Annotated in this window: 12 protein-coding genes; 11 read left to right on the forward strand and 1 reads right to left on the reverse strand. The window is 67.5% G+C overall.

Going from position 1 to position 12,607, the window contains the following annotated elements; genetic code table 11:
• The first annotated feature begins 59 nt into the window (after positions 1-59).
• From ACIBJC_RS32045 to ACIBJC_RS32055, 3 genes are all read left to right on the forward strand, one after another.
• Positions 60-1,133, forward strand: coding sequence for a LuxR C-terminal-related transcriptional regulator (locus tag ACIBJC_RS32045; RefSeq protein ID WP_399298523.1), 1,074 nt, complete (start codon positions 60-62; stop codon positions 1,131-1,133).
• 132 nt (positions 1,134-1,265) lie between these two features.
• Positions 1,266-2,222: an RICIN domain-containing protein gene (locus ACIBJC_RS32050; protein ID WP_399298525.1), complete on the forward strand. Its 957-nt coding sequence runs from the start codon at positions 1,266-1,268 to the stop codon at positions 2,220-2,222.
• A 466-nt stretch (positions 2,223-2,688) separates the two neighbouring features.
• The gene (locus tag ACIBJC_RS32055) at positions 2,689-2,946 is read left to right on the forward strand and encodes an IS3 family transposase (protein ID WP_399298527.1); all 258 of its coding nucleotides are present in this window, start codon (positions 2,689-2,691) and stop codon (positions 2,944-2,946) included.
• A gap of 72 nt (positions 2,947-3,018) precedes the next feature.
• Here ACIBJC_RS32055 and ACIBJC_RS32060 read toward each other — a convergent pair whose 3' ends face one another.
• A complete protein-coding gene (locus ACIBJC_RS32060; RefSeq protein ID WP_399298528.1) occupies positions 3,019-3,921 on the reverse strand; it encodes a LysR family transcriptional regulator in 903 nt (300 codons plus the stop codon).
• Positions 3,922-4,032: 111 nt separating this feature from the next.
• Here ACIBJC_RS32060 and kdgD point away from each other — a divergent pair, with 111 nt between their 5' ends.
• The 8 genes from kdgD to ACIBJC_RS32100 all read left to right on the forward strand — a co-directional run bounded on the left by kdgD (position 4,033) and on the right by ACIBJC_RS32100 (position 12,398).
• Positions 4,033-4,959 (forward strand): 5-dehydro-4-deoxyglucarate dehydratase, encoded by a 927-nt coding sequence (gene kdgD / locus ACIBJC_RS32065; protein ID WP_399298530.1) that lies wholly within the window; start codon positions 4,033-4,035, stop codon positions 4,957-4,959.
• 34 nt (positions 4,960-4,993) lie between these two features.
• Positions 4,994-6,616, forward strand: a complete 1,623-nt coding sequence (locus tag ACIBJC_RS32070; RefSeq protein ID WP_399298532.1) for an aldehyde dehydrogenase (NADP(+)) — start codon at positions 4,994-4,996, stop codon at positions 6,614-6,616.
• A 253-nt stretch (positions 6,617-6,869) separates the two neighbouring features.
• Positions 6,870-7,730 (forward strand): ABC transporter permease, encoded by an 861-nt coding sequence (locus ACIBJC_RS32075; RefSeq protein ID WP_399298534.1) that lies wholly within the window; start codon positions 6,870-6,872, stop codon positions 7,728-7,730.
• 21 nt (positions 7,731-7,751) lie between these two features.
• A complete protein-coding gene (locus tag ACIBJC_RS32080; RefSeq protein WP_399298536.1) occupies positions 7,752-8,777 on the forward strand; it encodes an ABC transporter substrate-binding protein in 1,026 nt (341 codons plus the stop codon).
• 19 nt (positions 8,778-8,796) lie between these two features.
• Positions 8,797-9,576, forward strand: coding sequence for an ABC transporter ATP-binding protein (locus ACIBJC_RS32085; protein ID WP_399298538.1), 780 nt, complete (start codon positions 8,797-8,799; stop codon positions 9,574-9,576).
• Positions 9,577-9,626: 50 nt separating this feature from the next.
• Entirely contained in the window at positions 9,627-11,276 is a 1,650-nt protein-coding gene (locus ACIBJC_RS32090) for an aminopeptidase P family N-terminal domain-containing protein (protein WP_399298540.1), read from the forward strand.
• 105 nt (positions 11,277-11,381) lie between these two features.
• Positions 11,382-11,843 (forward strand): RidA family protein, encoded by a 462-nt coding sequence (locus tag ACIBJC_RS32095; RefSeq protein WP_399298542.1) that lies wholly within the window; start codon positions 11,382-11,384, stop codon positions 11,841-11,843.
• Between the two features lie 33 nt (positions 11,844-11,876).
• Positions 11,877-12,398: a hypothetical protein gene (locus tag ACIBJC_RS32100; protein WP_399298579.1), complete on the forward strand. Its 522-nt coding sequence runs from the start codon at positions 11,877-11,879 to the stop codon at positions 12,396-12,398.
• Positions 12,399-12,607: the final 209 nt, after the last annotated feature.

Here is a 12,607-nt window from a genome sequence, read left to right on the forward strand (position 1 = left end):
GACGAACCATCGAACAGAAAGCCACAAGTTGAAGGGGTGCACGCCCGTAGCCTGGACATATGACATCGCAAAGGGACCAACAACGCCGTGCGCTGGCCGACTTACAGGACCTGACCCGCCGCCCGCTGACCGCTCCACAGATCTTTCGCGGTGCCGACGAGGTGCTGCGCGATGCCCTCGGCTACGACGGGGTGTGCTGGCACGGGACCGACCCGGCCAGTGGTCTGGTGACCTCGGTGCTCACCGACGACCTGCGGCTGGAGGACTTCCGTCAGGCGATGGAGCTGGAGATCTGGACCAACGATGTCACCCAGTTCACCGACATCCGCCGCAGCGGCCACAGAGCCGACACCCTGAGCCGCGCCACCAACGGCAGACCGGGTCTGAGCCGCCGGTTCCGGGAGCAGATAGCGCCTGCGGGCTTCGGTGACGAGCTGCGGGTCCTCTTCGACACGGCGGGCGGCTACTGGGGGTGCGCCGCCTTCATGCGCGCGCCCGACCGGGGCGCGTACCGGCCCGGGCAGCTCGCGCTGGCCGAGCGTGCCGCACGGATCCTCGGCAGCGCGCTGCGGCGCAGCCAACTGCCGCTGGCTGACGTGCCGATCGCTCCGCAGCCGCCGGCCGTGCTGCTGCTGGGGGCCGACCATCGGGTGACGCACATCGACGAACAGGCTGAGCGCCTTCTCTGCGAGTTCGCCGACGATGCGGATGGCGTCTTCGCCGTACCCACCGCCTTCGTCATGGCCGCCGAGGCGGCGCGCGGGGCGAAGGCGGCCGGGAGGGTGCCGCCGCCACTGCGGGTCCGTACCGGCAGCGGGGCGTGGTTCGTCCTCAACACCTCGATCCTGGGCGGCCTCGATGACCCGTCCGTGGCTGTGGTGATCACCGCCGCGTCCGCCGCAGATGTGATGCCCGTGGTGTTCGCGACGTACGGGCTGACCGCGCGCGAACGCGAGGTCGCGCTGAAGGTGCTGCGGGGGCACGACACCCGGGAGATCGCCCGCGCGCTGTGCATGACGACACTCACCGTGCAGGACCACCTCAAGTCCGTCTTCGCCAAGGCGGGGGTACACAGCCGCCGCGAGTTCGTCGCTCACCTCGTTGCCTCGCAGAACCCGGTGGTGTGGGACTGACCTCGGCCCGGTGTACCTGCGGCCTCCCAGACATCTGGGATATCCCCGCGCCGTCCCCGCGTCCGATGATTGACCCGGTCGGCCGGCCGCGCGCGTCCCCATCGAACACCGATTCCGGTTCCTGGAGACTTCATGACGTATGTACGGAAAGTGCTGGCGGTCTGTGTCGCCCTGTCGTTCCTGCTGCTGTGGCCGGCCGGCGCCGCGTCGGCGGACACGTACCCGCAGACCTGGATTCACAACCAGAAGCAGCAGCGGTGCATGGTCCCGATGGGCGGCAACGCCCCTGAGCCGCGGCTCTGCGGCGTCGGCTTCACCCCCACGTGGTGGTTCGAGCCGGTGCCCGGCGGGACCAGTGACATGGAGACCATCCACGAGGACACCCTGCTGAACTCCTGTCTGGACACCAACGGTTCCCGGCTCTACACCACGACGTGCAACGGCGGCCCGTGGCAGCAGTGGTACGTGACCCCCTTCGAGGCGGCGGATGGGACGCCCCCTTTCGGTTACAACGGGGTCCGGCTCAAGAACGTCGCCACCGGCATCTGTATCGACAACCCGCCGAAGAACTTCGGCGGTTCGAAGATCGCCGTCAACAAGACCTGCAACAACGGCTCTTACCAGCAGTGGAACATCACATTTGAGGCGTTCCGCAGACTGCCGGAATCCGCGCCGGCCGAGGGCCACTGGGGCATGACGTGGCGGACCCTGGAGCAGCGTGCCGGCGATGTGGTGCATGTCGGTTCGGACGCGGGAACCAACCCTTACCAGGGCGACACCCGGCCCTCGGCCGTCCTGCCCCTGCTCTGCGTCTTCCGCGACGGACGGGCCCCCGCCCCCGGGGTGCCGCTGGGGACGTACGACTCCTGGTTCCACGGCATGGTCAAGGTGACCGCGCCCGTCGTCGGCTCGGCGCTGACCAGCCTTGAGCGGGCCAACCAGCTATGTACGGCGAGTTTCGGCTCCGGATGGCGGATGGCGGAGTTCCACGACGGCGGCGGCTGGTCGTTCTGGGCGAGCGGCAACCTGCCCGGCGGCGTGCGGTTCTGGGCCTACATCGACGACTCACCGGCGAACCCCTGGAGCTGATGCCCAAAGGGGATCGAGTCGGGTCTCAGCGCTGCATACCCCTCCGGAAATGGGGCGTGCAGCGCGAACTCGACACAAGCCCCCAGGAATGCGTTGAGGGGACATGGCCGGGTGGCGGGGCCGCCGCTCTGCTCACTCCGGCCACCGGCGCGGGGGAGAAACGATGGACGCCGACACCGTCAACCGGGACCTGTCCATCGCGCGTAAGGCGATCGGCTGGTGGCAGCGCCAGGGCTGGGCTGCCTGGCCACGCTCACGGCATCACCGCCGGCCGCCACGACCACATCCTATGACAACGCCCTCGCCGAGAGTTTCTGGCAGGGGCTGGTGCCCCTCCCGGCAAGCTTTGCCCCGTCGCGCCGCCCAGCACGCACGCTCGCGGCGCTGGCCAAAAGCCCTGGTAGCTCCGCTACAAGGGCTCCCGGCCGCCTTGCGATCGCGCTCGGCATCCGGAGGCTGAATCAAAGTGCCGAGACGGAGCGGGCGAAGCGAGCGCAGTGCACCGGACGACGCTCCTTCGGGGCAAACATTGCCGGTCACGGCACTGGAAAGGGAGACGATGCACAGGAAGCTGTTCTTGACGATGCGGCAGGCGAGACTGGAGATCTTCCAGTGGCTCACCCACTACAACGCCCGCCGCCGCAGCAGCGCGCTGGGCTACCTCTCCCCGCTGGAGTTCGAACAGCAGCACCACAGGACAGCTAAACTCTCACTTGCAGCATGAACCCCTGTGTCCACACTCCGGGGGTCACCTCATCCTGCCCTGGACGGGGTGCCGGTGGTTCTTGCGTGACGGTCAGGAGATGCCTCGGTCGGCCAGGTCGATCACCAGGTCCCGGACAGCGTGCAGGGCCGGGTTGTCGTCGTTCGTCCGCCAGGCGACCACGAGTTCTACCGGCTCGCCCTCGATCCCGATCACCGGTCGAAGCACGACGCCGTCCAGTCTGAGCGCCTCAGCCGCCTGGGGTACCAGCGCGAGCCCCAGTCCGGCTCGTACCAGCGCCAGGATCGTGTGCACCTGGCTGAGATGGTGCAGGTACCAGGGCGCGATCCCGGCACCGCGGAAGACACCGACGAGCACCTCGTAGAAGTAGCTGGCCTCGGCCGGTGAGTACATGATGAACGGCTCTTCGTCGAGATCGCGCACGTGCGGCTTCCGGTCCGGCGCGGCCAGTGGGTGCCCGGCCGGGATAGCGGCCAGCAGGGCTTCCCGGTGCAGCGGGCGGTGATCGAGCCCGATACCGGGCACGGGCGGACGGACGAGGCCGAGGTCCAGCTCTCCGGAGCGCAGTTCCTCCATCTGGGTGCTGGAGACCCTTTCACGCAAGAGCAGGTCGACCCCCGGCAGCCGGGTGTGGATGTCGCCGACGATGGCGTCGAGTACCGAGTGTGCCGACGATGCCGTGAAACCCAGTGCCACTGTCCCGATTTCGCCTGCCGGCACCCTGCGTACCGACAGCGCCGCCTGCTCGGAGAGGCCGAGAATGCGCCGGGCGTCGCTCAGGAACGCCCGTCCGGCCGCGGTGAGCCGGACGGATCTGCCGATCCGGTCGAACAGTTCGACGCCCAGCTCGCGCTCCAGCAGTTGGATCCGGCGGGACAAAGGGGGCTGGGTCATCGACAGCCGTTCCGCCGCGCGCCCGTAGTGCAGCGTTTCGGCGACGGCCACAAAGCTCTCAAGCTGATTCAGGGTGAACATCGATCCATGATAGGTATCGGTTGATCCCTAAGAAGTGTTGGACACGCATCGTTTTGGTTTCTATGGTTCTCGCAGTCGCTGTCTCAAAAATGCCCCCGAGAGGAAACACTGATGCCCGCCTTTACCCAGACCGAGCTTGCCGAGCGCCTCGGCTCCGGGCTGCTGTCGTTTCCCGTCACCCACTTCACCCGCGACCTGGCGTTCGACGAGCCCGCCTACCGGGAGAACGTCGCCCGTCTGGGCAAGTACGAGATAGCCGGCCTTTTCGCGGCCGGCGGGACGGGGGAGTTCTTCTCCCTGACCCCCCAGGAGGTCGGGACCGTGGTCCGGGCCGCTGTTGCCGGCGCACCCAAGGGCACGCCGGTCCTCGCCCCCGCCGGGCACGGCACCGCGCAGGCGGTCGAGATGGCCCGCGACGCCGAGGCGGCGGGCGCCGACGGTCTGCTGCTGTTCCCGCCCTACCTCACCGAGGCCTCCGCTGACGGTCTCGTCGCGCATGTGCGCGCGGTCTGCGAAGCCACTTCGCTCGGTGTGGTGCTTTACAGCCGCGCGAATGCGGTGTACACATCGGACACAGTGGCAGAGATTGCCGAGAACTGCCCGAATCTGATCGGATTCAAGGACGGTGTCGGCGACCTGGAGGAGATCACGCGGATCCACTCCCGCCTGGGTGACCGTCTGGTCTACATCGGCGGGCTGCCGACGGCGGAGGCCTTTGCGCTGCCGTACCTGGAGTTGGGTGTCACGACCTACAGTTCGGCGATCTTCAACTTCCTGCCCGAGTTCGCCCTGGCTTTCTACAGCGCTGTACAAGCGGGGGACCGGACCAAGGTGCGCCGACTGCTCACCGACGTCGTACTGCCCTACACCGCGATCCGCGACCGTAAGGCGGGATACGCGGTGAGCATCGTCAAAGCCGGCATGGATCTGTCCGGGCATCCGGCCGGTCCGGTGCGGCCGCCGCTGACGGATCTCGACGAGTCCGAGCGTGCATCGCTGGCCCGTGTCATCGAAGCCTCACGCGCCGCCATCGCCTGACTCCACCGAACCGCCCGAGTGCAAGGAGACACCTGTGTCCGCTCTCCCCTTGACCGGCCCCACAGGCGCCATGGCCATCGGAGCCGAACCTGTGATCGGTACGGGCGAGGAAATCCGATCCGTCGATCCCCGCACCGGTGCGGCTCTCGATCCCGGCTTCCGCGAGGCGTCGGCCGAGGACATCGAGCGAGCCTGCGCGCTGGCACAGCGGGCCTTCCCCGAATTCCGGGCCCTCGGCGCCGAACGCCGCGCCGAGTTCCTCGACCGTGTGGCCGAGCTGCTCGACGCACGCCGGGATCCGCTGGTGGAGCGTGCCCACACCGAGACCGCACTGCCCCGGCCACGACTCACCGGCGAAGTGAGCCGCACCAGCGGACAACTGCGCCTGTTCGCCGCGGAGCTGCGGACCGGGGCCTGGCAGGGTGCCCGCATCGATCCGGCCCGGCCCGGCCGCGCGCCGCTTCCACGTGCCGACATCCGCCAGCGCCGGATCGCACTAGGCCCGGTCGCGGTGTTCGGTGCCGGCAACTTCCCCCTGGCCTTCTCCACCGCCGGAGGGGACACCGCGTCGGCACTGGCCGCCGGGTGCCCGGTGATCGTCAAGGCGCATCAGGCACACCTGGGCACCGCGGAGCTGGTGGCGCGGACGATCACCGAGGCGGCAGCCGATACGAGGATGCCCGAGGGGGTCTTCTCCCAGCTCGTCGGCAGTGGCGAGGTGGTGGGCGCCCGACTCGTCCAGGATCCGAGGATCCGCGCGGTGGGCTTCACCGGGTCCCGCAGCGGCGGACTGGCGATCGCCGCCATGGCTGCCGCCCGACCGGTGCCGATACCCGTGTACGCGGAGATGAGCAGCATCAATCCGGTGCTACTGCTCCCCACCGCGCTCGAGACCCGCGGCGCCGAGCTGGGTACCGCCTTCGCACAGTCGCTGACACTCGGATCCGGACAGTTCTGCACCAATCCCGGTCTGGTGCTGGCCGTCGAGGCACCCGGACTCGACGCGTTCGTCAAGGCAGCCGCCGACGCCGTGGCCGCCGACGCCGGCGCCACCATGCTCACCCCGGGCATCGCCGACCATTACGCTGCCGCCGGTGACGCCCTCGCGGCCCGGGACGGCGTCGAAGAGGCCGCGCGCGGCAGCCGACCCGACAGCGCGGCCTGCGGCCATGCCCGGCTGCTGGCCGTGGACGGTGCCCGGTTCGCCGCCGACCCGGAGCTGCAGACCGAGGTCTTCGGCGCGACGTCCCTGATCGTCCGGTGTACGGACACATCGGAACTGACCGAGGCGGTCGAGGCGCTGGAGGGCCAGCTCACCGCGACCCTGCACGCCGACGAGGCCGATCACCCCCTGGCCGCGAAGCTCATGCCGCTCCTGGAGGAGCGCGCGGGCCGCGTCCTGTTCGACGGCTGGCCCACCGGAGTCGAGGTCGGACACGCGATGGTGCACGGCGGGCCGTTCCCGGCCACGACCGACCCACGCAGCACATCTGTCGGAACGCTCGCGATCGAGCGCTTCCTGCGCCCCGTTGCCTATCAGGACGTGCCATCCGCGCTGCTGCCTGCTGAGCTTCGTGACGAAAACCCGCTTGGTGTATGGCGTCGAGTCGACGGTGAACCCGGTCGAGGCGCCTCTTCCGCCGACACCGTCCCCTGACCGGCCGGCCGGGGCCGAGCGTTCCTCCGCCTCGGCCGAGGCCCGGCCACGTCGGCCACACCCGCGACTGCCCAGTGGCAACCCTTCCAATGTTGTGAGGCCGTAATGACACTGCGATGGCTCTCGCCGTCCCCATCGTCGCGCCGGACCCCGGCCGCGTCGCACCGCGCCACAGGTTCCTGCCGGCGCACCCACTCTCAATTGGCCGCGGCCCTGCCCGCGCACAGCGCATCCTGTGGGCGGAGGTTCCGTGATGGCCTCTCCTGAAGTCAGCGAAGCCGGGTCGCAGGACCTGCGCCGACCTCTGCCCGGGGCAGAGCTCGACGCCCCCAAGACGCCCAAGCCGAAGATGCTCAACCGTGACTCGATCGCCGCCGGCGCGAAAGCGGTCGCAGGCATCGTCGGACTCTTCGCCGTCTGGCAGCTTCTGGTGATCGTCTTCGACCCGCCGGAATACCTTGCCGTCGGACCGCTCTCGGCCTTCGCCGAACTGGCCGAACGACCCGAGTACTTCGCGAGCAACACCTTCGTCACCCTGCAGGAGGCGCTCGCCGGATTCGCGCTCGGCACCGGGCTCGGGATTCTGTGCGGCGCACTGCTGCACTACTCAAGCACCGTGCGCAGCTTCCTCTACCCCGCGCTGATCGCCATCGACACCATCCCCAAGGTGGCACTCGCCCCGCTGTTCATCGTGTGGTTCGGGTTCGGCTTCGAGTCGAAAGCATTCGTCGCGATGGCCATCGCCTTCTTCCCCTTGGTGATCAACACCTACGACGGCCTGAGTTCGGTCCCCCACGAACTGCAGGAACTCGCCCGCATCAACAAGGCGTCACCGTGGAAGAAGATGACGAAGATCGACTTCATCTACGCGATCCCCTCGATCTTCTCCGGAGCAAAGATCTCCATCTCACTCGCCGTGGGCGGAGCCGTCGTCGGTGAGTTCATCGCCGGCTCGAAGGGGCTGGGATACGTCATCCTCCTCGCCAACAGCCAGGTCGACCTCCCGTCGATGTTCGCGGCCTTCATCGTGCTCGCCGCGATCGCCCTGGCGTTGTTCTTCGTCATCGACTTCGCGGGACGCAAACTCGCCCCGTGGAAGAACCACGCAAAGTGATCGCGCGGATCGGAGACTCACATGCATAACTCGATCCGCAGAATCTCAGGGATCACCGGGGCAGCGCTCCTCATGGCCGTGTCGGGCTGCGCGGGCAGCGGCGGGAAGAACTCGATGACCCTCATGCTCGACGTGGGGTACCTGCCCAAACACGCCCCGTTCATCTCGGCCGTCGAGCGCGGCTTCTTCAAGGACGAGGGCATCGACCTCACGGTCATGCCCGGGTCCGGATCGACCAACACGGTCACCTCCGTCGTCACCGGCAAAGTCGACGTCGGCTGGGCCGACTTCGGTGCCACCGTCACAGCCCAGGGCCGCGGCGCCGCCGTCAAGCAGGTCAACCTCCTGCAGGCCAGGTCCGCCTACGCAGTCGTCGCTCTGGCGGACACCGGAATCAAGGGATGGGACGACCTGAAGGGCAAGACCCTCGCCACCGAGGGCGGTGGCGCGATGACCGCCATGTGGCCGCTCGCAATGAACAAACTGGGCCTCAAACAGAGCGACGTCAACATCGTCCCAGCCTCGAGCGCATCGAAGATACCCGGACTCCTGGCCGGCCAATGGGACGCCAACCTCGCCCTGTACGTGTCCGACGCGCCGACCATCGACGCCCTCGGCAGGAAAGCCATCGTCCTCAAATGGTCCGACCTGGGCATCAGCCTCTACGGCAACGGGATCGTCGCCTCCGACGAGAAGCTCAAGAAGGACCCCCAGCAGATCCGGCGATTCAACCGGGCGATGCAGAAGGGATACCTGTGGGCGTGCCAGCACCCGGACGACGCCGCCAAGGACTTCCAGAAACAAGTCTCCGGCTACGAGACGAAAACCATCACCCTCGCGATCGACGCCCAGTGCGGTCTCAACAACGGCACCGGCGAGGCGGCGGACCAGTACGGCGTCATGGACGACAAGGGCGTCCAGAAGATCATCGACGTCGCCCACAAATACCTCGGCCTGAAACAGGGCAGCAACCGCACCCCCGAAAACACGTACAGCAACGCCTACCTCACACCGCTGAACCCCAACAAGCGCATTCAGGCCCCGTGACGGCCGGACGGAGAGCCACATGAACAACGAGTACGCCATCTCGGTCAACAACGTGGGCAAGACCTACCGAACCCGCGACGGCCAGGGCAACACCGTGCTCAAAGGGCTGGACTTCCACGTCAAGCCCGGCCAGTTCGTCTCCATCGTCGGCCAGTCGGGCAGCGGCAAGACCACACTGCTCAAGACAATCTCCGGACTCCAGGAACCCACCGAAGGCGAGATCCTCGTCAAGGGACGGCCCATCCGCGAAGGCATCGAAGACATCGCGATGGTGTTCCAGAGCCCCGTCCTCCTGCCCTGGCGCAACAACATCGACAACGTGCTCCTCCCCCTGGAATTCCGCGGCACCCGCACCGCCCAGTCACGCCACTACGCCCAGGAACTGCTCGAGATGGTGGGACTGGGCGGCAAGGCCAAGCAGTACTCCTACGAGCTGAGCGGAGGCATGCAGCAGCGGGTGGCCATCTGCCGGGCCCTCGTCTCCCACCCCTCGCTGCTACTCATGGACGAGCCCTTCGGCGCGCTCGACGCCATGACCCGCGACTCGATGAACTTCGAGATCCAGCGCATCTGGCAGACCACAGGGTGCAGCGTCCTGTTCGTGACCCACAGCATCTCCGAGGCAGTCTGGCTCGGCGACCGAGTGGTCGTCGTCGGCGACCGCCCCGGCCGGATCGTCGCCGACATCACGATCGACTTCCCGCGGCCGCGAGGCAAGGAGCACCGGTTCTCCAAGCCCTTCTCCGACTACACCACGGAAATCGAATCCCACATCGGAGTCGTGACCGGAATCAGCTGACCGCCCCACACCTGGACGACGACACCGAAACCGACACCACAGGAGCATCCATGCTGAGCATCGTCGCAGACGCCTCGCAAGTCGAAGCAACCTACGGACTGAACGCACGCAAGAGCCTTCTGTTCTCCGCGATCCGCCTCGACTCCCACCCGTTCGTCGCACCGCTGATCGCCCGCAAGGACAACGAGCAGTTCCTGCTCGTCCGCCAGCAGGAACAGGGCAACACCCTCTCCGCCGGCGTCCCGAAAGACCAGATCAGATTCTACGCTCCCTGGGTCACGATCGACCCCCGGATCGTCGCCGACACCCCTGCCTCGGCATCCCTGACCACCCTGGTGCAGGAACTCGCCGACGGTGACCCCGTCAACCTCGCCGCCGACGTCGTGTACAGCCACTTCCTCGCACTGTCCGGCTCCGTCGAACTGACCGTCACCGACCAGGACCCCACCCCGGTCACCGCCTACGAGATCGACCCCGACGAGGTCCTGAGCAGGTTCACGGCGTGGCGCGAGACGGGCGTGCGCACCGCGCGCCAGCTCATCGAGAACATCGAACACCTCGACGGCCTCGCGGCAGAGTTCACCACCGACCAGGACAGCCGGTACTCCGCCCTCAAGACGCTCGTCGAGGACCGTGCCCTGGACGCGCTGCTGCTCGCCGCGCCCCCCAACTTCACCGAAGCCACCGGGATCCCCCAGCCGGACGGCGCGGTCGCCCTGTGGCTGGCCAACTCGAACCGGCTGATCGTGCTGACCCCCGACGGCACTGACAAGGTGTCCGGCGCGGACATCGGCCGGTTCCCGTCCACCGGCGCCGCCACCCGCGCGCTGGCAGGCACAGCCCGCACCGGCGTCGAGGAGGAATGGATCAGTCTCGGCCTGGCCCGCGAACTGGAGCGCGAGGGCGCGCAACTGGTCCCGGTCTCCTCGGACCTCGGCCACTGGCGGGACATCCGCGACCACGAAGACCTCGCCTTCCAGGTGGTCGCCGCCCGGGCAAGCGTGTTCGCCATCGAGGAAGCACTGGCCTGGGCAGAGCAGGGCCTCGACGCCGGCCATTCGTTCACCGAACTCGACATCAACGACGTGTACGTCAAAAAGGTCGCCGAGTTCCGCACGGCGAACGAGATCCCCTTCGGTATCGAGCCGTACTTCACCAACCTCCACTCCTCGAACCGGATGCTCTTCCCCGGTCCACCGGTCGACTTCCCCATCAACAACGAGACAACCTGCATCCAACTCGATGCCGGAGTACGCATCGTGTTCGACGGAGTCAATGTCGCCACCTCCGACATGGCCCGCTCCCTGCCACGCACCACGGCAGCGAAGGAGGCCTACGCGTTCTTCTTCGACGTTGTACGCGAGGGCATCATCGGACAGCTCAAGCCCGGCGTGGTCTGCGAGGACGTCCACGAAGGAACCCTGCGCTACCTGGCGCCGCACCTGGAACAGATGGTCGCCATAGGGATGCTCGGCACGGACATCGACTTCAACACGGAATACCGCAAGCGCAACGTCGGCCACCTCATGGGCAAGCAGGAATCCTTCGCCAACGAACTGCGCCCCGGCTACAAGCACGTCCTCGGAGTCGGCTCGTACGGTGCCGCCGAAATCCCGTGGCGCTACGAGAACGCGGCGATCGGCACCGAGGACCTCTGGTACATCGGACGCGACCGCACCTACATCGTGAGCAAGCGATGACGGACAAGCCGCCCAACAACCACATCATCCGCAGGGACCAGGGCCGGCTCACCGCTCAGAACATGCAACCAACCACTCGTCCAACGTGCTGAACTGGGATACACCATGACTGCCGTGCACGAACGCCTCAAGGCGCTGTCCATCGAGCTTCCCGTACTCGGTGCGCCCCGCTACGCCTACGAGGCGACCACCCGATGGGGCGATCTCCTGTTCGTGTCCGGCCAGATCTCACGTACAGCCTCGGGCGAGACCCTGCGGGGCCGCTTGGGCGACAACGCCACCTTGGCCGACGGGGTGACCGCCGCGAGAACCTCTGCGCTCAATCTCCTGGCGCGTATAGATGACGCAGTCGGACTCGACAACGTGCAGCAGATACTGAAGCTCAACGCCTGGGCGGCAAGTTCACCGACCTTCGTCGACCAGCCAACAGTGATTGACGGGGCTTCGCAGCTGTTGCTCGACGTACTGGGCGACGCGGGTCGTCACGCTCGAACGGCCTTGCCAGCCCCTGTACTGCCCCAGGGCGCGCTGGTGGAACTCGACGCCACGATCGCCATCCGCAGCTAGGGCGTGTGTCGGAAGTGCTCTGGGTTGGATGACGTGAGTGGGTGGGGGCGGAGTTACCGATATGTCGGACCGGAGGAGCTGAAGGCTGCGGTCCGGCCTGGTGACGGCGGGCGTCGAATCAGCTCGGCGAGTGATTTCGGTGGCTGGATCGTGGAGCAATCGGCGGCGGATCTGGCCGAACCGTTCACTTTCGTGGTCGGTATGGACGGTGTGCTGCGGCCGGCGCCGCGGCGGAGCGAGCATGTGGCCTGTGCCGGCGGAGAATTGGTTCTGAGTGCCGGCGAGATCCGCTTCATGCGCGAGCCAGACCGGTGGACCGTGAGCGAGGTCAGCAACCAGTCCACCGGGTACTGCCCGGACGTCAGCTCCTGGGCGGAGGCCGCCCGTGCTCTGGACGCTGGAGAGCTCGGGCGGCCTTCCGGCTTCACCCACGAGGTTGTATTCCGGCGGTGCCCTGATTGCCAGGAACACAACATCGTGCGTGAGGACGACTTCGTCTGCGTCTTCTGCGGCAGCGATCTCCCCGCGGCGTGGAACGTGGATCCCACCGCGTGACGACCGAGGGTCACAGCCACTCGCTGATGGCAGCGACGAGGACGGTCGCCTCGTAGCGGACGGCGAGCCTGTCGTAGCGCGTGGCGATAGCGCGGTGTCCCTTGAGTCGGTTGATCCCGCACTCGACCGCATGGCGCTCGCGGTAGTCGGCCGGGTCGAAGCGCGGAGGTCGGCCGCCGCGGGAGCCGAGCTTCTGGCGGTTGCGCGCT

This window comes from Streptomyces sp. NPDC050509, assembly GCF_044457965.1.
Classification (GTDB): Bacteria; Actinomycetota; Actinomycetes; order Streptomycetales; family Streptomycetaceae; genus Streptomyces.

Bases quoted from the DNA above. Each gene is read 5' to 3' on its own strand.
- ACIBJC_RS32045 (WP_399298523.1), top strand. From the start codon at position 60: ATGACATCGCAAAGGGACCAACAACGCCGTGCGCTGGCCGACTTACAG.
- ACIBJC_RS32050 (WP_399298525.1), top strand. From the start codon at position 1,266: ATGACGTATGTACGGAAAGTGCTGGCGGTCTGTGTCGCCCTGTCGTTC.
- ACIBJC_RS32060 (WP_399298528.1), bottom strand. From the start codon at position 3,921: ATGTTCACCCTGAATCAGCTTGAGAGCTTTGTGGCCGTCGCCGAAACG.
- kdgD (WP_399298530.1), top strand. From the start codon at position 4,033: ATGCCCGCCTTTACCCAGACCGAGCTTGCCGAGCGCCTCGGCTCCGGG.
- ACIBJC_RS32075 (WP_399298534.1), top strand. From the start codon at position 6,870: ATGGCCTCTCCTGAAGTCAGCGAAGCCGGGTCGCAGGACCTGCGCCGA.
- ACIBJC_RS32080 (WP_399298536.1), top strand. From the start codon at position 7,752: ATGCATAACTCGATCCGCAGAATCTCAGGGATCACCGGGGCAGCGCTC.
- ACIBJC_RS32085 (WP_399298538.1), top strand. From the start codon at position 8,797: ATGAACAACGAGTACGCCATCTCGGTCAACAACGTGGGCAAGACCTAC.
- ACIBJC_RS32090 (WP_399298540.1), top strand. From the start codon at position 9,627: ATGCTGAGCATCGTCGCAGACGCCTCGCAAGTCGAAGCAACCTACGGA.
- ACIBJC_RS32095 (WP_399298542.1), top strand. From the start codon at position 11,382: ATGACTGCCGTGCACGAACGCCTCAAGGCGCTGTCCATCGAGCTTCCC.